This is a genomic window from Hyphomicrobium sp. 01T421 (assembly GCF_056398805.1).
In genome coordinates this window covers 203,131-219,888 of record NZ_JBFTQC010000002.1, presented here as the reverse complement: position 1 = coordinate 219,888, position 16,758 = coordinate 203,131, and the positions used below count along the sequence as shown (strand labels likewise).

The window sequence follows — 16,758 nt, the reverse complement described above, 5'->3', positions numbered from 1 at the left end:
AGGGCTTTCGGCGGCTCCAGGCCGCCGGGCCGGCGTGAGCCCCCTTTATGGGAGGCTCATATTTTAAAATCCCTAAGGTCTGTCTCCAGGTCCTCTGTCGCCAAACTTTAGGGGGGTGAGCCGTCAAGCGCGGACTCAAGCATCGGACTCAGGCATCCGAGGGGGGATTATCCTGCGGCGCCTCCTGTGGCCCATCGCCAGGCTTTCCGGCTTTCGGGCCGCCTCGGGAAACAACGACCATGGCGGGGCGCAAGCAACGGTCATCAAGAAGATAACCGACCTGATAGACCTGCAGCACGGTGCCGGCCGGGACGCCGGCATCTTCCTGTTCCATCACGGCTTGATGGTAATGCGGGTTGAACGGCTGGGCCACGGGGTCGATGACGCGGACGCCGTGCCGCTCAAGAGCGGTCTTATAGTCGCGCTCTGCCAGAACGACGCCATCGAGCAGCGCTTTCAACGCTGGGTCGGTCTCGACAGCATCTTTGGGCACGGCCGCGATGGCGCGCTGAAAATTGTCGCCGACGGACAAAATGTCGATCGCAAATTTGGCGATTGCGTACTTGGCCGTGTCTTCCTTTTCGCGTTCGAGACGTCGCCGTACGTTTTCGGTTTCGGCGACCGCGCGAAGATATTGATCCTGCTTACCAGTCAGCTCGTCGAGCCTCTTGTCGAGATCGCTCTGGAGGGCACCGACCATGGCCTTGAGCTGCTCAACGCCGACGCCGTCCGGCGTGGAGGTCGCTGCCGCCTCGGAGGGCGATTGAACGGTGTCGTCGACCGGCTTCTTTTCGTCGCTCATTTTTCTCTTCGCTGAAAATGCCAATGGTGAATTTCGAAGGGTGCCGGGATATCGGCCGCGGAACGGGAAAAATCAAGGCGGTTCAAAATGCACGCGTCCAGCGGATGCAGGGTGCAAGCCGAAATCTCAACCAATGAGGCGGCTTACGAGCTTTGCCGTATAATCCACCATCGGGATGATCCGGGCGTAGTTGAGACGCGTCGGCCCGATGACGCCCAGCACGCCAACCACGTGGCGCGTCTGGTCCCGGAACGGCGCTACGATCAATGATGAGCCCGAAAGAGAGAACAACTTGTTTTCCGAGCCGATAAAAATGCGCACGCCTTCGGCGGTTTCCGAAGCGCCCAGCAGCTCCACAATATCTTGCTTCGACTCGAAAGCATCGAACAGCTGACGGATGCGATCGAGATCTTCGGCTGCGGTCACGTCTTTCAGGAGATTGCTTTGGCCGCGAACGATGAGGCTCTTGCGGTCGTCGGAGACGCCAGACCACTCGGCAAGTCCGGCCTTGATGACCTTCTGGGTCAGCTGGTCGAGTTCGGCTTTGGCCGCATTCAACGACTTTTCGATCTCGGCCTTGGCTTCCGCGAGCGTCATGCCGCGAAGATGAGTGTTCAGATAATTCGATGCTTCCTGGAGCGCCGAGGGCGGCAAGCCTTCGGGCAAATTGATGATGCGGTTTTCGACGTTCTGATCCTCGTCCACGAGGATCACCAAGCCGCGCAGCGGTTCCAGCGGAACGAACTCGATGTGGCGCAGGCGTGCGACCTGCTTTTCGGCGAGCACGACGCCCGCGCAATGGGATAGACCTGAGATCATCTCGCCGGCTTCGCTCAAAAGCTGGTCGACGGACTTGTCGCGCCGGTAGGCGATCTGCGTTTCGATCTGGCGGCGCTCTTCCATCGAGACGTCGCCGACTTCGAGCAAGCCGTCAACGAAGAGCCTCAGCCCGAGCTGGGTCGGCAGGCGCCCGGCCGAGGTGTGGGGCGAAATGATGAGGCCCAGCTGCTCCAGATCCGACATGACGTTGCGGATCGACGCCGGCGACAGGGCGATCGGCAGGGCGCGAGACAAGTTACGCGAACCGACCGGCTCGCCCGTGGCGAGGTAACTTTCGACAATCCTTCGAAGAATAGTCCGGGACCGCTCGTCCAGCCTCTGGAGCTGGGTTTTGCCGTCGAGCAGCGTCGCACTCACCATATGTTCCTCTAATCTCACGGTCTGAATCTATGAACCGCGGGGCCCGGCGTCAAATGCCGCGCGCGTCATGAGGTAAAGTTAGCCTTGTTTCCGGTTGATGGACCCCAGGGCCTTCATTAGGGTCGCGGCCGCAACGTTAACATTTCAGGGAAATCATGCGACCTTCTAAACGCAAGCCGGACGAGCTGCGCCGCGTTTCAATTGAACGCGCCGTTTCTAAACACGCCGAGGGCTCCTGCCTGATCAAGTTCGGCGATACGCATGTCCTGTGCACCGCCAGCTTGGAAGAGCGCCTGCCGCAGTGGCTCAAGGGTCAGGGCCGCGGCTGGGTTACCGCCGAATATTCGATGTTGCCGCGCGCCACGCATGAGCGCACGCGGCGGGAAGTTTCGAGCGGTCATCCATCGGGACGTACACAGGAAATTCAGCGGCTTGTCGGCCGGGCGCTCAGGGCGGTCGTCGATCTGACGAAGCTCGGTGAACGCCAGATCACGGTCGATTGCGACGTCATCCAGGCAGACGGCGGCACGCGCACGGCTTCGATCACCGGCGCCTGGGTTGCTCTGCATGATTGCATCCAATGGATGAAAATGCGCGACATGGTGAAGGAAAACGTCTTGCGCGACCATGTGGCGGCGGTTTCCTGCGGACTTTACAAGGGCGAACCGGTTCTCGACCTCGATTATGCCGAGGACAGCAACGCGGACGCGGACGCGAATTTCGTCATGACCGGGGCAGGCGGAATCGTCGAAATTCAGGGTACCGCAGAGACGACGCCCTTCAGCGAGGAGCGCTTTACCGACCTTATGCAACTCGCGAAGAAGGGTATCGGGGAACTGGTCCAACTGCAGAAGCTGACGGTCGCTTAACGCCCTACAAGGTGAGAGCCATGTTCGGAGAGTTTGCCCTTGTCGTCGCCGCGCTCTTCACGGGTGCGGCGTTCTACATCAACTGGTCGGAGCAACCCGCCCGGCTCGGACTCGACGATTCTGCGATGCTTGCCGAATGGAAGCCTAGCTATGCGCGGGGGTTCCAGATGCAGGCATCTCTCGCCGTGATCGGGTTCATCCTCGGCACACTCGAATGGCTCGTCACGGCCCAGTGGCTCTGGCTCGTTGGTGCGGTGGCCCTTGTCGCCAATTGGCCGTTTACGCTTTTTGCGATCATGCCCGTTAATAAGAAGCTTGAAGCAACGGCCCTCGAGAGCGCAGACGAAAGTACGCGCGCGCTCGTCGAGAGGTGGGGGACGCTGCACGGTGTTCGAAGCGCGCTTGGCGCGCTCAGCGTTGGATTGTTCCTATGGGCGTCGATCTGAACTCATCCCCCGCGCCACTGCGAATTCTTGAAACGGTTCTTTACGCTCCCGATCTTGCGCGGATCGAGGATTTCTATCGACGCGCTCTTGGATTGGAGCCGTTCGCGGCCGTTCCGGGCCGTCACATATTTTATCGGTGTGGAGACCAGATGCTGCTGATTTTCAATCCTGACGCGACGCAATTCCCAACCGCCGATGCCTCGCTTCCCGTTCCCCCGCATGGTGCGGAGGGTGAAGGACACGTTTGCTTTGGCGTGTCGGGCGAAGCGATCGAGCAGTGGCTGACGAAACTTGAAAGCCTTGGCGTGCCGATCGAGGCGGACTTCGAGTGGCCGCGCGGGGGAAGGTCGATTTATTTCCGCGATCCGGCGGGCAACTGTCTCGAAATCGCCGAGCCGCGTATCTGGGGAATTGCATGATGCGGCTTTCGAAAGGTACGCGCCTCGTCGTCGCGAGCCACAATCCGGGCAAGGTGTGGGAAATCAACCAGCTCATTCATCCCTATGGGCTCGATGCTGTTTCGGCGGGCGAGCTTGGCCTTGCAGAGCCCGAGGAGACCGAGACGACGTTCGAAGGCAATGCGCGGCTCAAGGCAGTCGCTGCGGCGCAGGGATCTGGATTGCCGGCGCTCGCTGACGATTCAGGGCTTGAAGTCGATTGCCTCGATGGCGCTCCGGGCATCTATTCGGCGCGCTGGGCGGGTGCCGGCAAGGACTTCGGTCTCGCCATGCAGAAGGTCGCCGACGAGATCAAGCGTAGCGACGGCTGGAACGGCAGCGGTCCGCGCGCCAACTTCATCTCCGTCCTTTGTCTTGCTTGGCCGAACGGCGACGTCAAAACATTCGAGGGCAAGGTCTTCGGAAATCTCGTTTGGCCACCGCGCGGCGGGAACGGCTTCGGCTACGATCCGATGTTCGTACCCAAGGGGGATACGCGGACGTTCGGCGAGATGAAGCCGGACGAGAAATATGCGATCTCGCACCGGACTCGCGCGTTCGCCGCCTTCAAAGCCGCGATGCTAGACGAAATTTCGCCTGGTGCGGCGAACGCGGAACCCGATAAGCGGGACATCGCCGCATTTTCAGCGGCTGCCGCCAGTCTTTCGACACGCGTCGAGGCTGCGGCTTTTATCGAGCGTTTGAAAGACGATCTTGCTGCGCACCGGCAGGACTGGAAAAACGCGACGCTTGAATCGTATCTCGATGCGTTGGCGCGCGCTCTCGGAACGATGCCGGCGAGCGAGGAACCTGCGTGGCGGCAGTTGTCCAAGGCCATGTTGGCCGCGAGCAGCCATGACTGATGTGGATCAGACATTCGGCGTCTATGTGCACTGGCCGTTCTGCGCCCAGAAGTGCCCCTATTGCGATTTCAATAGTCACGTGCGTTTCGGCGGCTGGGACGAGGCGCGCTTTCTCGCAGCGTATAAACGCGAGATCGATTGGGTCGCTGAGCGTATCGGGCCGCGTACCGTCACGAGCATCTTCTTCGGCGGGGGAACGCCGTCGCTGATGCAGGCGGGTACAGTTGCTTCGATCATCGAGCACATCGCGAAGCGCTGGGGCATTGAACGGCAAGCCGAGATTACGCTCGAGGCTAATCCGGGCAGCGTCGAAGCCGGCCGTTTTCGCGGGTTTCGGGAAGCGGGTGTCAATCGCGTTTCAATCGGCGTGCAGTCACTCAGAGATCCGGAGTTGCGCAAGCTCGGGCGCATTCATAGCGTTGCGGAAGCCAAGGCTGCTCTCGAAATTGCGCGCGGAACGTTCGAGCGGTTCTCGTTCGATCTCATTTACGCGCGTCCTGGTCAAACGGCTGAGGCTTGGCGCGCGGAGCTCGCGGAAGCTCTCGATCTCGCGGGCGATCACCTGTCGCTCTATCAGCTGACGATCGAGCCTGACACTCCGTACGCGGCGCTTCATGCCGCGGGCAAGCTGATCATTCCGGATGATCACGATGCGAGCGCACTCTACGAAATTACGGAAGAGATGACGGGCGAGCATGGTCTCGCGGCATACGAGGTTTCAAACTACGCACGGCCCGGTTCTGAGAGCCGGCACAATCTTCTCTATTGGCGCTATGGCGAATACGCGGGGGTCGGCCCCGGCGCGCACGGCCGCATTCTCGTCGGCAACACGCGCACGGCGACGGTCGCCGAACGCAATCCGGAAGCCTGGGCCGCCCGGGTCGAGGAGGCGGGTCACGGCTTCACCGAAATGACGACGCTTGCACGCGAGGAGCAGGCTGATGAAATGCTCTTGATGGGTCTACGCCTAAGCGAGGGCATCGATCTCGGCCGGCTCGCGGCGCTTGGTGGCACCCGCCCGTCACGGCCCGTCATCGCAGAACTCGAAGATCTCGGCCTGCTGCAGTCTGCTGTCGACCGGACGCCAGACACCTCGGGAAACTCCGGCACTTCGGGAAACTGGCGGCGAAACGAGCTGGACGACATCGTGGCCTGCGCGGGCCCAGGATTGCGGCCTGAAACGGGTGCGCCCGGCCCCGATCGAATTCGCGTGACGCCTCAGGGCCGTCTCGTGCTTAACGCGGTTGTCGCAAAGCTTTCAAAAAGTTTTCAATCGCCGGAACGCGTAGACAACCTTCGAAGCGCCGGTTAATCAGCGAAGATGCTCCGGGGAATTTACGATTGGACGATGCGGATGGCGGCCAGCGCCCGGGCGCCCTGGGCGCTTGCGGGCGTCTCGTTCGCGGAAAGCTCGTTCTTTCCCATTCCTCCCGACATCATGCTCATCCCGATGGTGCTCAGCCAGCCGCGGAAGGCGTGGTGGTACGCGACGATCGCGACCGTCGCCTCCGTTCTCGGCGGATTGCTCGGCTACGCGATCGGCTATTACCTTTATGACGCCATCGGCGCGCCCATTCTGAAGTTCTACGGACGCGAACACGCGCTCGACGGCTTCGAGACCTTCATTCAGGAGTACGGTGTCGCCGCCGTTATCATCAAAGGCATGACGCCGATCCCTTACAAGGTCGTGACCATCGCGGCGGGTGTCGGCAAGATGGATATCTTAGCGTTCGTCGGCGCAAGCATCGTTGCCCGCGCCATGCGCTTCTATCTCGTCGCCGGTCTCTTATATTTCTTCGGTGAGCCTATCCGCTCTTTCATCGAGGGCCGGCTCGCGCTCGTGACGACGGCATTTCTCGTGCTGCTCATCGGCGGGTTCGTGGCGGTACGGTACATCTTCTAGCTCGGATCTCGATCATGGCGTTTAGCGAGCGAATTGCGCGAGGGACGGATTACCAGCTTGGCGCGCTCGCGCTTTTCCTGTCGATCGCAACGATCGCGGTAGCGCTCGGATTTCAATACATCGGCGGCTATGTGCCGTGCATGCTCTGCCTGATCGAGCGCTACGCCTATTATGCAGCCATCCCGGTGCTGTTCATCGCGCTCGTGCTGACGGCCGGCGGTCATCGCCGGTTTGCCGCCGCGCTCTTTCTGATCGTCGGCCTCGCGTTCTTGGCGAACACCGTGCTCGGCATCTACCACGCCGGCGCCGAGTGGAAATTCTGGCCGGGTCCGGCAGCGTGCGGTGGCGGGCAATCTTTGACGACGTCGGCCGGCAATCTCTTGAGCGAGATTGAGAACATCCACGTCATCAAGTGTGATGAAGCGTCTTTGCGCTTTCTCGGCATATCCTTCGCCGGGTGGAATGCCGTCGCGTCGTTTTTCCTGATGTTGATCTCATTCGCCGCCGCTTTGGCCGCTCGCGAGCAGAGCTACGAGACGACTGCCGCCGATCTCTGACTCTTGTCCACAAATGTCGTGGCGCGGAAAAACGTTGATTTCGTTGCCTCATCGATACTGTCAAGCAAACAAAGTTCGAATTTCATCCCAGAGACAGAATCGCGCCTTCCCGTTGCCCGAATGTGACGGCTATTCTTGCTTCGTTCGCGGGACACGGGCGTTGTTGGATTGTGTGGATATCGGTCAAGCGTAGGGAGCCTTCCCAGTGGCGTATGCGTTGCGTTCTTCGAGAGCAAAGCTCGAAGCAGGTTTCACTGGTTCAAACGAGCCCGTTTCCGCCCCGGATTTGAGTACGCGTGGCGTTGTTGCGTTTCGTAAGCGTTCGTTGCGTAGCGTTGAGTTCGAGTGCGGCCAGACCCCGAAAGAGGTTCTGTCCGGTGTGTTCAAAAATCTCAGGCGAGCCGCCTCGACAAGTTCGTCGATGCGTATGTCCCGGCGGTTCGCCCGCACTTACGACGACGGTCGCCATTCCTATCCGGAGGCCGATCTGTGGGTGAGTGCGAATACCGAAGATTGGGCTTGGCGTCCGATTGGAGATGTTGCGCTGACCGTCATGCGGAGCGCCGCTCTTTCAGCCGCCGTCGCGAAGTTGCGATTGCCCCAGTAGCGTACCCGTTGCGTTCGCGTGCGTGTCGAATTGTAAGGCGTTGGACAAAAGGATTTCGGAGAGCAGCTGGCTTTCCAACGAGCTGGCAGACGCACGGAGCGTGATCGAGTTAGCCCTCAATCGAGACATCATGTGACAAGGTCTCGCGTAGTGATGTCAGGGCGCTCTGTGTGTCTGCCGCCATCGTTTGGGAACGGCCAAGCCTCGGGAATCGTTCCTCGAAGAACGTTTTTTTTGCGGAGTTCGCCCAGATGACCCCGTCTGTTCCAGATTATCTCAGTCCCATTCAGTGGCATCAGGCCGTGGCTGTCAGCCGTGAGCAATGCGCAAGAATTTTCCGGGATGGCGGCGCGCCGACCGATGCGCTTCTCGCGTTCGGGCTTCATGGTGAGACTGGCGCCAATTGGGAACGCGTCGTCGATCTGATCGCCGCAGAGCTTTGCGCGCATCCGATCAAGCACGCTGCGTAGCTCAGGCTTGTAGCTTCGCCGACGAAGCTATGGTCAGAGGACTACGGTTCGAGTTCGGTATCCCAGTAGAGATAATCGAGCCAGCTTTCGTGCAGATAGTTTGGCGGGAATAGCCGACCGTTGCGATGCAGTTCGAAGACGGTCGGCCGATAGGGTTCGTGAGCGGGGAACATGCCCGCCGCCCTCGGCATCAAACCACCCTTCCTGAGATTGCATGGTGCGCACGCGGTGACGACGTTGTCCCATCGCGTTTGTCCGCCGCGCGAGCGCGGGATCAAGTGATCGAACGTCAGATCGCTCTTGTCGCCGCAATACTGGCAGCTGAAGCGGTCGCGCAGGAAAACATTGAACCGTGTGAAAGCCGGATACAGCGCAGGCTTCACGTACGTCTTCAGCGATACGACACTCGGAAGCTTCAGCTCGAACGATGGGCTTCGGACGTATCTCTCGTATTCGGAGACGATGTTCACGCGGTCGAGGAAGACAGCTTTTACCGTATCCTGCCAACTCCACAGCGACAGCGGATAGTAGCTGAGCGGCCGGAAGTCGGCGTTCAGTACAAGAGCCGGACAATTGTCCGGTAATGTCACGTGAACATTCACGTCGCGCAAACCTCGCGGTTTAGATTCCGCCGAATCGCGTTTTTGGCCCCACTTGAACGCGGGGATACTAGCCGCGCATATCAATTCTGTGAAGCATTCGGTCGGATGTGTCGCGGCAGCCATTTTCGAGCTTTATTTCAATATCTTGTACGTTTTTGTGACAATCGGCTTTGCGGGTTTCCCCAGAAGAGCGCGGCGGGCAAACGCGTAATCGGCCCACAGGAGGCGCGCGGCAACGGCGCGTGCGGGCCGCCAGCGTTCAGCGATTTCCTCCAGTTCTTCCGCTGTTGGGCGCTGCGCAAGCTTGAAGTGGTGTTGAACCGCGAGCTGAAGAGCGAGGTCACCCGGCGCGAAGGCATCGCGCCTGGCCAGTGCAAAGAGAAGATAGATGTCGGCGGTCCACGGACCAATGCCGTGAATGGATGTGAGCCGTTCTACGATGATGTGCTCGTCGGCAGCATTCAGCGCCGGGAAATCGAGACCGTCTTCGAGCACAGCGCGCGAAAGCGCCTTAAGCGTCCGTATCTTCCCGTTCGAAAGGCCGAGATTTTTTAGATCGTCGTCGCGTCGCGCCAGCATCGCTTCCGGCGTGAAGGGCAACAATGCTCCCTCTACGCGAGACCAGATGGCGGCGGCGCTTTGTGCCGAGAGCTGCTGGCCGACGACGATTTTAGAGACGCCCGCAAAACCCGTTGGAAAGTTTCGCATCGGCGGCGTTCCCGTGCGTTTGAATATGAGTGACATGACTTTGCATTGCTGCGCGAGTTTCGCTGCAGCAGCTTTGAGCTGGCGCTCGGTCGTCACGGTCGGATATCGTTGCTCGGCCAAACCTTTGCTCCAGAGTTGCGTTTAAAGAGCGATACCGGGTTTTGATGCGTCTCGCGTGGTGGGAGAGCGTAAAGATAGCAAGGATAGCTCGAATTCTATTTGCCGCAATTTTATACGTAAGCGGCGTTTCGCAAGCCGGTGCGCGATCTTGGCAAGAGAGCTGGGTGACCGTCATAAATGAGCGTCACGGTTTTGCCATTGCCTACCCCGACAATATTTTCGCGCAGAAGAGCGATCAACCGAAGACCGATGAGGGTGGTGTCTACCTATCGAAGGACGGCAAGGCAAAGTTACTTGTCGGGGCATTCGAAAACGCAGATCGCCAGTCTTTGGAGGACTATCGCCAATTCCTGATCTCCGACCAGTATGCGACCGCGAAGATCGACTACGCGCCGGTGAAGGCGCGCTGGTTCGTGTTATCGGGCGATCGAAATGGCGAAACGTTTTATCAACGCGTCAGCTTTACGTGCGGCGGCAAACTCATAAATAGTTGGGCCATGCTTTATCCGACCAGTGAACGAAAAACATACGATCGCGTCGTCGAGGCGGTTGCGCGGACATATACGCCGGGAGCGGGCCGAACGGGCTCTTGCGATTGATGTCTTCCGTCACTCGTTTTGCGCCCTCACCCAACGGGCTCTTGCACGTTGGCCATGCGCTCTCTGCCATCATCGCCCACGACGTCGCGCGCAAGAATGGCGGCCGCTTCCTGCTCCGGATCGAGGACATCGATATCGAGCGGCGGCGTCCGGAGTTCGTGACTGCGATCTTCGAAGATCTGAATTGGCTGGGCCTTACTTGGGAAGAGCCCGTCCTCGTGCAATCGGAGCATTTTTCCGAATATCTCGCGGCTGCGGACCGGCTGATTCAAGCGGGCCTGCTGTATCCCTGCTTTGCGACGCGCAGCGAGATCGCAGCCGCCGCAGATCCGGAACAGGCCGATCCCGATGGCGCGCCGCGTTATCCCGGGCTCTGGCGCGGAGCGTCAGCGGAGAATGTCGGAGCACGGATGGCGGCGGGCGAGTCGCCCGCGTTGCGTCTCAACATGGACGGAGCGCTCAAGGCGTTGAAGGCGAAACGCGGAGACGCTCCGCTCACGTTCGTCGAGGTCGCGGAGGACGGCACGCAGCAAACGATGACTGCCGACCCGCAGCGATGGGGCGACGCGGTTATCGTTCGCAAAGACGTGCCAGCGAGCTACCATCTTTCCGTCGTTGTCGATGATGCGCGGCAGGGCGTGACGCACGTGACGCGCGGACAAGACCTGTTGGCTGCAACCGATTTGCAGCGGCTTTTGCAGGAGCTCTTGGATTTGCCGGAGCCCGTCTATTCGCATCATCGGCTCATCAAGTGGTCGAACGGGCTCAAGCTCTCGAAGTCAAATCAGGATATGGGTCTGCGGATACTGCGCGAGGAAGGCGCGACCGCGGACGATATTCGGCGGGTCATATTCAGCTGACGCCCTTTCCAACGACGCTTTGGCGGTCGTCAGTTTGGGGCATCCGGATAATGCGGGTTTGTTAGGGTACGGGCGGTTTATTGATTCGTATTTCGGCCGTCGCAATTCGCGGCCGGCTCAATTGACCATACATTTCGATATTTATTCTCCCAATCGTAAAAATTAATACATATTTACCGAGACTAATACTTGTAACTTTCCCCAAATCATCCCAGCTTTAATTATTCTCTAATCAGTTGTCGGGATTCTGGTATCTATGGCAGATACACCGAAAATCAGGGTCGCCAATGTTTGGGCCGCTATTTCCATGGCGGCGGCGACGATTTTCAATTTTGTTTGCTCGCAGCTCACGCGTTCGCCGGCGAAGGAGATGCCGCGGCAGGTTGGGTCACGGCGGATTGAGCCTCCCCGGCTCTCGATCTCGGAGCAGTGGGGCCACATCAGCGGCATCATCGCCGGGGCTGCGTCTCGGGCCGAGGAGGCGACGCGCTGCCATGCTTCAGCAACTCTGCAGCTCGATCTTGCCCAGTATGCTTTGACGTCTTTGGTCGATGAGTTGACGGCCGTCATGGATGTCGGCGGCCGGCGCCGCAGAGCGACGGTCCATGTGCTCGGACTTGCACCTCCGTCGTCGCCGCGGCCGACAGTGGGTAATGCGATCGCCGCCTAGCGCGTCGCGTCCGCCGCAATTATTCTCGTCCCATTCCCGATATTCCGTTAAGCCTTCCGCGCTTAAGCGAGAGGCTGCAAATCCTATGAGTTCGCGCGTAGGCTTGTGACGGCTCGCCTCATATTGGTATTGATGATTATCCGGTTCGCCGGGATGCAGGACGACATTGGTGTCTGAAGAACAACGATCTTTGCAATCTGAAATAGAGGCCGTTCCCGGTTCGCGTCCGGCTGCCCGTGCCCAGGATGCGATTGCCCGGCTTTTGTCCGAACCGTTGGCGCCGGGGCTCTATTTGGTCGCGACGCCGATCGGCAATCTTAGTGACATCACGCTCAGGGCGCTCGGCGTTCTCGCGCGTGCGGATGTTATTTATTGCGAAGACACGCGGCATTCCGCGAAGCTTCTTCAGCATTACTCCATCACGGCGCGCACGCGGCCTTTTCACGATCATAACGAAGACCGCGAAATAGATCGGGCGATCGCAGATCTCGAATCCGGCAAGCGCATCGCAGTGATTTCGGATGCCGGAACGCCGCTTCTTTCCGATCCCGGATTCAAGCTCGTTCGCGCGGTTGCGGCGGCGGGTGTCGCCGTTGTTCCAATTCCCGGTCCCTCAGCTCTTTTGGCGGCTTTGACCGCGAGCGGCTTGCCGACGGACGCTTTCTTTTTCGCGGGTTTTCTACCGGCAAAGCAGGCGGCGCGGCGGACCCGATTATCGGAACTTTCGCCGATACCCGGGAGCCTGGTTTTCTATGAGGCGCCTCACCGGGTCGCGGAAACACTCAGCGATATGGCGGGGCTGCTCGGCGATCGTCAGGCGGTGATTGCGCGCGAATTGACGAAATTGCACGAAGAAATCAGGCGCGGAAGCTTGGCGGAACTCGCCGACGCTGCAAGTGAGGATCTCAAGGGCGAGGTCGTGATTGTCGTCGGCCCTCAGCAGGCTCAGGCGGTCAGCGACGAGACGCTTGGCGCTCGCCTCGCCGATGCGCTTGCGGTCATGAGCTTGAAAGACGCCGCCCGGGCTCTCGCGGATGAATTCGGAGTTCCCAAGGCTCGGGTCTACGGGCTCGGCATTAAGTCGAAGGGGGGCCAGCGATGAACTCCAACGTCAACGACGAATTCCGGCAAAGGTGGGAGCGGCGCAGGCGGCACCATAGTGGGCTCAGGGCGGAAACGATCGTTGCGGCCGTCTATCTGGCGACGGGGCATCGCATTCTTGGCAGGCGGTTCAAAACGCCCGTTGGGGAGATCGACCTGATTGCGATCCGGAAAAACCGGGTGGCGTTCATCGAGGTCAAGCGGCGTCCAAACGTGGCAGACGCGGAAGATGCGATTACCCTGACGATGCGTCAGCGGGTGCGGCGGGCGGCCGATCTATGGCTCGCACGAAATCCCCAGTATCAGACACACGATGTTGGTTTCGATCTGGTTTTTGTCGTGCCGTGGCGCTTCCCGATCATCATGCGCGACGCGCTTTAAAAAAGGGCCCGCTAGAGCGGGCCCTGAAGTTTTTGGGACGTTGGTCGTATGACGCAAACATGCAGGCGCGGGCCGCTTAGGCGCGCGGCACACTCCTGTTCATAATCCGGCCAGCCTGAACGCAGTTTGAACGGGATACACGGCCTCTGTTCAGCATTCGCGGTAATCGCGGGCCGGGCTTCCGCGAGCCGGCGCAGTCCATCGCTGGATTTTTGGCTTGCCCAAGCCTTGTTATGCGGCAACGCGCCCTCTTGGCGCACGGTTGAAGCGTTTGGGAGTGCATGTTAAGGACAGCGCGGCTTTGAAAGGGGGCGGCTGGCAGGTTCCGGCTACGTACGCTCTTCTTTTGTCGAAGGCCTTTCCTTGGAGCGGGCGGAATTCCGGGCTTTTCATGCCCAGCCCTCTATGCGCCTTAGGCGCGACGGTGAGAGCGACGTGGCGACGAACGATACAATCGTTGAAGGGGTGGCCGGGCGCTACGCGTCGGCTCTGTTCGATCTTGCGAACGAAAGTTCCAAGACTGCGGAAATCGAGAGCGATCTCATAAAATTTCAGGGGCTCCTGGACGAAAGCGCCGATCTCGTGCGCCTCGTTCGCAGCCCCGTCATCGCGTCGGCCGATCAGAGCCGGGCGGTGGGTGCAATTCTGGAGAAGGTCGGCATCGGCGGCCTCACAGCAAACTTCTTGAATCTCGTGACGGCCAATCGCCGTCTGTTCGTCATTCAGGACATCATCAAGGCCTATCGTGCGCTCGCAGCGAAAGCTCGCGGCGAAGTCGGCGCTGAGGTGACGAGCGCGTTCGCTCTCAATGATTTGCAGATCGCCTCCCTGAAGGAGACGCTGAAGGCTTCGGTCGGCAAGGACGTGACGCTTCAGACGCGCGTCGATCCAAGCATCCTTGGCGGTCTCATCGTCAAGGTCGGCAGCCGCATGATCGATTCATCGCTCAAAACCAAGCTTCAGAACCTGAAGGTGGCTTTGAACGGAGCCGGAGCATAAGCGAGACGGCCGAATAGCGCTGAACGGCGCGTGCGCCGGCTGCGCTTAAGAAATTTGAACAAGGGGCCGAACCAGGCTCCGTAATGGAAACGACCAGGGAAGAGGTTTCAATGGAAATCCGGGCCGCAGAAATTTCGTCGATCCTCAAGGATCAGATCAAAAACTTCGGCAAGGATGCCGAGGTTTCGGAGATCGGCACGGTGCTGTCGGTCGGCGACGGCATCGCACGCGTTTATGGCCTCGACAACGTTCAGGCCGGCGAAATGGTCGAGTTCCCCGGCGGCATCCGCGGCATGGCGCTGAACCTCGAAGCCGATAACGTCGGCGTCGTTATTTTCGGCGACGACCGTACGATCAAGGAAGGCGACACCGTAAAGCGGACTGGCGCCATCGTCGAAGTTCCGGTCGGCAAGGGCCTTCTCGGCCGCGTCGTCGACGGTCTCGGCAACCCGATCGACGGCAAGGGTCCGATCAAGTCGGACAAGAAGATGCGCGTTGACGTCAAGGCGCCGGGCATCCTGCCGCGTAAGTCGGTGCACGAGCCAATGGCGACGGGCCTCAAGGCGATCGACTCGCTCATTCCGATCGGCCGCGGTCAGCGCGAGCTGGTCATCGGCGACCGTCAGACCGGCAAGACTGCCGTCATTCTCGACACCTTCCTCAACCAGAAGCCGTTGAACGCCGGCAAGGACGAAAGCGCGAAGCTCTATTGCGTCTACGTCGCCGTCGGACAGAAGCGGTCGACCGTCGCGCAGTTCGTCAAGACGCTCGAAGAGCGCGGCGCACTCGAGTACTCGATCGTGGTCGCTGCGACCGCTTCGGATCCGGCTCCCATGCAGTACCTGGCTCCGTTCACGGGCTGCACGATGGGCGAATATTTCCGCGACAACGGCATGCACGCCGTTATCGCCTATGACGATCTTTCGAAGCAGGCTGTCGCCTATCGTCAGATGTCGCTTCTGCTTCGCCGTCCGCCGGGCCGCGAAGCCTATCCGGGCGACGTTTTCTATCTCCACTCTCGTCTTCTGGAACGCGCCGCTAAGCTCGGCGATAAAGCCGGCAACGGCTCGCTGACGGCACTTCCGGTCATCGAAACGCAGGCGAACGACGTGTCGGCCTACATTCCGACGAACGTGATCTCGATCACCGACGGCCAGATCTTCCTTGAGTCCGATCTCTTCTATCAGGGCATCCGTCCGGCCGTGAACGTCGGTCTTTCGGTGTCGCGCGTCGGATCGTCGGCGCAGACGAAGGCGATGAAGCAGGTCGCCGGCAAGATCAAAGGCGAGCTCGCACAGTACCGCGAAATGGCGGCCTTCGCGCAGTTCGGTTCGGATCTCGATGCCGCGACGCAGCGTTTGCTCGCACGTGGTGCTCGTCTGACCGAGCTTCTGAAGCAGCCGCAGTTCTCGCCGCTGAAGATGGAAGAGCAGGTCGCGGTGATCTTCGCCGGTACGCGCGGTTACCTGGACAGCATTCCGGTTTCGGCTGTCGGCAAGTTCGAGCAGGGCGTTCTCGCCGGACTTCGGTCTGAGAAGACGATCCTCGAGACGGTCGCCAGAGAGAAGGCCTTGTCGGCAGACACCGAGAAGAAACTGGTCGAGTTCCTCGACAAGTTTGCCAAGGGTTTTGCAGCTTAATCGGGTTCCTTGAGGAGAACGCCCGATGGCGAGCTTAAAAGAAATGCGCAACCGCATCGCCTCGGTGAAGGCGACGCGGAAGATCACGAAGGCGATGCAGATGGTCGCCGCGGCGAAGCTGCGCCGCGCGCAGGAAGCCGCGACGGCCGCCCGCCCTTATGCAGAGCGGATGGCCGACGTTCTCGGTAGCCTCGCCTCGAAAGTCGCCGACAAGAATGGTGCTTCGCCCCTGCTCGTCGGTACGGGCAAGGACCAGGTCCATCTTCTCATCGTCATGACCGCTGAGCGCGGTCTTTGCGGCGGCTTCAACTCGAACATTTCGAAGCTTGCGCGTGCCGATGCCAATCGGCTGATCGCGAACGGCAAGACCGTCAAGATCTTGACCGTCGGCCGCAAGGGCGCGGACAACCTGCGTCGCGATCTTGGCCGGAACATCGTCGAGCGCAAAGATTTCCAGGGCGTACGGCAGTTGACGTTCTCGCACGCCGAAGGTCTTGCAAAGCGCGTCCTCGAGATGTTCGAAGCGGGCGAATTCGACATCGCGACACTCTACTTCTCGGAATTCAAATCGGTCATCGCGCAGAAGCCGACGGCGCTGCAGCTCATTCCGGCAACTGTCTCAGAGACGCCGGGCGACGCAGCAAAGGGCGGCGCGGCGGCGGTTCACGAATACGAGCCGAGCGAGGAAGAGGTATTGGGCTTCCTGCTTTCGCGGAACATCTCGACGCAGATTTTCCGCGGGCTTCTTGAGAATTCGGCATCGTTCTATGGCTCGCAGATGACGGCCATGGACAATGCGACCCGTAACGCTGGCGACATGATCAACAAGCTTACGATCAAGTACAACCGTCAGCGTCAGGCGAACATCACGAAGGAACTGATCGAGATCATTTCTGGTGCTGAAGCAGTCTGATCCGGAGGCTG

At 60.0% G+C, this 16,758-nt stretch carries 21 protein-coding genes; 17 read left to right on the top strand and 4 right to left on the bottom strand.

Annotated elements, in window-relative coordinates:
• Positions 1–148 precede the first annotated feature (148 nt).
• Entirely contained in the window at positions 149–802 is a 654-nt protein-coding gene (grpE, locus tag AC1DK3_RS15340; RefSeq protein WP_477193124.1) for a nucleotide exchange factor GrpE, read from the bottom strand.
• Between the two features lie 126 nt (positions 803–928).
• Positions 929–2,002 carry a heat-inducible transcriptional repressor HrcA gene (gene hrcA / locus AC1DK3_RS15335; RefSeq protein WP_477193123.1) on the bottom strand — a complete coding sequence of 358 codons (1,074 nt, stop codon included), beginning with the start codon at positions 2,000–2,002 and terminating at the stop codon, positions 929–931.
• A gap of 155 nt (positions 2,003–2,157) precedes the next feature.
• On the opposite strand from hrcA, the gene rph reads away from it, so the two are divergent.
• From rph to AC1DK3_RS15290, 9 genes are all read left to right on the top strand, one after another.
• Entirely contained in the window at positions 2,158–2,871 is a 714-nt protein-coding gene (gene rph, locus AC1DK3_RS15330) for a ribonuclease PH (protein WP_477193122.1), read from the top strand.
• A gap of 20 nt (positions 2,872–2,891) precedes the next feature.
• Entirely contained in the window at positions 2,892–3,317 is a 426-nt protein-coding gene (locus AC1DK3_RS15325) for an anthrone oxygenase family protein (protein ID WP_477193121.1), read from the top strand.
• Positions 3,302–3,736 (top strand): VOC family protein, encoded by a 435-nt coding sequence (locus tag AC1DK3_RS15320; RefSeq protein ID WP_477193120.1) that lies wholly within the window; start codon positions 3,302–3,304, stop codon positions 3,734–3,736. Before AC1DK3_RS15325 ends, AC1DK3_RS15320 begins: the two co-directional genes overlap by 16 nt.
• The gene (rdgB, locus tag AC1DK3_RS15315; protein WP_477193119.1) at positions 3,733–4,617 is read left to right on the top strand and encodes an RdgB/HAM1 family non-canonical purine NTP pyrophosphatase; all 885 of its coding nucleotides are present in this window, start codon (positions 3,733–3,735) and stop codon (positions 4,615–4,617) included. Before AC1DK3_RS15320 ends, rdgB begins: the two co-directional genes overlap by 4 nt.
• The gene (gene hemW, locus AC1DK3_RS15310) at positions 4,610–5,929 is read left to right on the top strand and encodes a radical SAM family heme chaperone HemW (RefSeq protein WP_477193118.1); all 1,320 of its coding nucleotides are present in this window, start codon (positions 4,610–4,612) and stop codon (positions 5,927–5,929) included. Before rdgB ends, hemW begins: the two co-directional genes overlap by 8 nt.
• Positions 5,930–5,938: 9 nt before the next feature.
• Positions 5,939–6,520, top strand: coding sequence for a YqaA family protein (locus AC1DK3_RS15305; RefSeq protein ID WP_477193117.1), 582 nt, complete (start codon positions 5,939–5,941; stop codon positions 6,518–6,520).
• A gap of 14 nt (positions 6,521–6,534) precedes the next feature.
• Positions 6,535–7,077 (top strand): disulfide bond formation protein B, encoded by a 543-nt coding sequence (locus AC1DK3_RS15300; protein WP_477193116.1) that lies wholly within the window; start codon positions 6,535–6,537, stop codon positions 7,075–7,077.
• Between the two features lie 421 nt (positions 7,078–7,498).
• The gene (locus AC1DK3_RS15295) at positions 7,499–7,684 is read left to right on the top strand and encodes a hypothetical protein (protein ID WP_477193115.1); all 186 of its coding nucleotides are present in this window, start codon (positions 7,499–7,501) and stop codon (positions 7,682–7,684) included.
• Positions 7,685–7,935: 251 nt separating this feature from the next.
• On the top strand, positions 7,936–8,154 hold the full coding sequence (locus AC1DK3_RS15290) for a hypothetical protein (protein ID WP_477193114.1): 219 nt from the start codon (positions 7,936–7,938) through the stop codon (positions 8,152–8,154).
• A 41-nt stretch (positions 8,155–8,195) separates the two neighbouring features.
• On the opposite strand, the gene AC1DK3_RS15285 is transcribed toward AC1DK3_RS15290, so the two are convergent.
• Both AC1DK3_RS15285 and AC1DK3_RS15280 read right to left on the bottom strand, forming a co-directional pair.
• Positions 8,196–8,756, bottom strand: coding sequence for an HNH endonuclease (locus tag AC1DK3_RS15285; protein ID WP_477193113.1), 561 nt, complete (start codon positions 8,754–8,756; stop codon positions 8,196–8,198).
• A 132-nt stretch (positions 8,757–8,888) separates the two neighbouring features.
• Positions 8,889–9,584, bottom strand: coding sequence for a DNA-3-methyladenine glycosylase family protein (locus AC1DK3_RS15280; RefSeq protein ID WP_477193112.1), 696 nt, complete (start codon positions 9,582–9,584; stop codon positions 8,889–8,891).
• 164 nt (positions 9,585–9,748) lie between these two features.
• Between AC1DK3_RS15280 and AC1DK3_RS15275 the strand changes: the two genes are divergently transcribed.
• From AC1DK3_RS15275 to AC1DK3_RS15240, 8 genes are all read left to right on the top strand, one after another.
• Complete coding sequence (locus AC1DK3_RS15275) at positions 9,749–10,183, top strand: hypothetical protein (protein ID WP_477193111.1); 435 nt, start codon at positions 9,749–9,751, stop codon at positions 10,181–10,183.
• Positions 10,183–11,043 carry a tRNA glutamyl-Q(34) synthetase GluQRS gene (gluQRS, locus tag AC1DK3_RS15270; protein ID WP_477193110.1) on the top strand — a complete coding sequence of 287 codons (861 nt, stop codon included), beginning with the start codon at positions 10,183–10,185 and terminating at the stop codon, positions 11,041–11,043. The genes AC1DK3_RS15275 and gluQRS overlap by 1 nt, the downstream gene beginning before the upstream one ends.
• Before the next feature lie 256 nt (positions 11,044–11,299).
• Positions 11,300–11,713: a hypothetical protein gene (locus AC1DK3_RS15265; RefSeq protein ID WP_477193109.1), complete on the top strand. Its 414-nt coding sequence runs from the start codon at positions 11,300–11,302 to the stop codon at positions 11,711–11,713.
• Positions 11,714–11,882: 169 nt separating this feature from the next.
• A complete protein-coding gene (gene rsmI, locus AC1DK3_RS15260; protein ID WP_477193108.1) occupies positions 11,883–12,815 on the top strand; it encodes a 16S rRNA (cytidine(1402)-2'-O)-methyltransferase in 933 nt (310 codons plus the stop codon).
• On the top strand, positions 12,812–13,195 hold the full coding sequence (locus tag AC1DK3_RS15255; RefSeq protein ID WP_477193107.1) for a YraN family protein: 384 nt from the start codon (positions 12,812–12,814) through the stop codon (positions 13,193–13,195). The genes rsmI and AC1DK3_RS15255 overlap by 4 nt, the downstream gene beginning before the upstream one ends.
• 435 nt (positions 13,196–13,630) lie before the next feature.
• Positions 13,631–14,194 (top strand): F0F1 ATP synthase subunit delta, encoded by a 564-nt coding sequence (locus tag AC1DK3_RS15250; protein WP_477193106.1) that lies wholly within the window; start codon positions 13,631–13,633, stop codon positions 14,192–14,194.
• Between the two features lie 110 nt (positions 14,195–14,304).
• Positions 14,305–15,834, top strand: a complete 1,530-nt coding sequence (atpA, locus tag AC1DK3_RS15245; RefSeq protein ID WP_477193105.1) for a F0F1 ATP synthase subunit alpha — start codon at positions 14,305–14,307, stop codon at positions 15,832–15,834.
• A gap of 25 nt (positions 15,835–15,859) precedes the next feature.
• A complete protein-coding gene (locus AC1DK3_RS15240; protein WP_477193104.1) occupies positions 15,860–16,747 on the top strand; it encodes a F0F1 ATP synthase subunit gamma in 888 nt (295 codons plus the stop codon).
• The last annotated feature ends 11 nt before the right edge of the window (positions 16,748–16,758 follow it).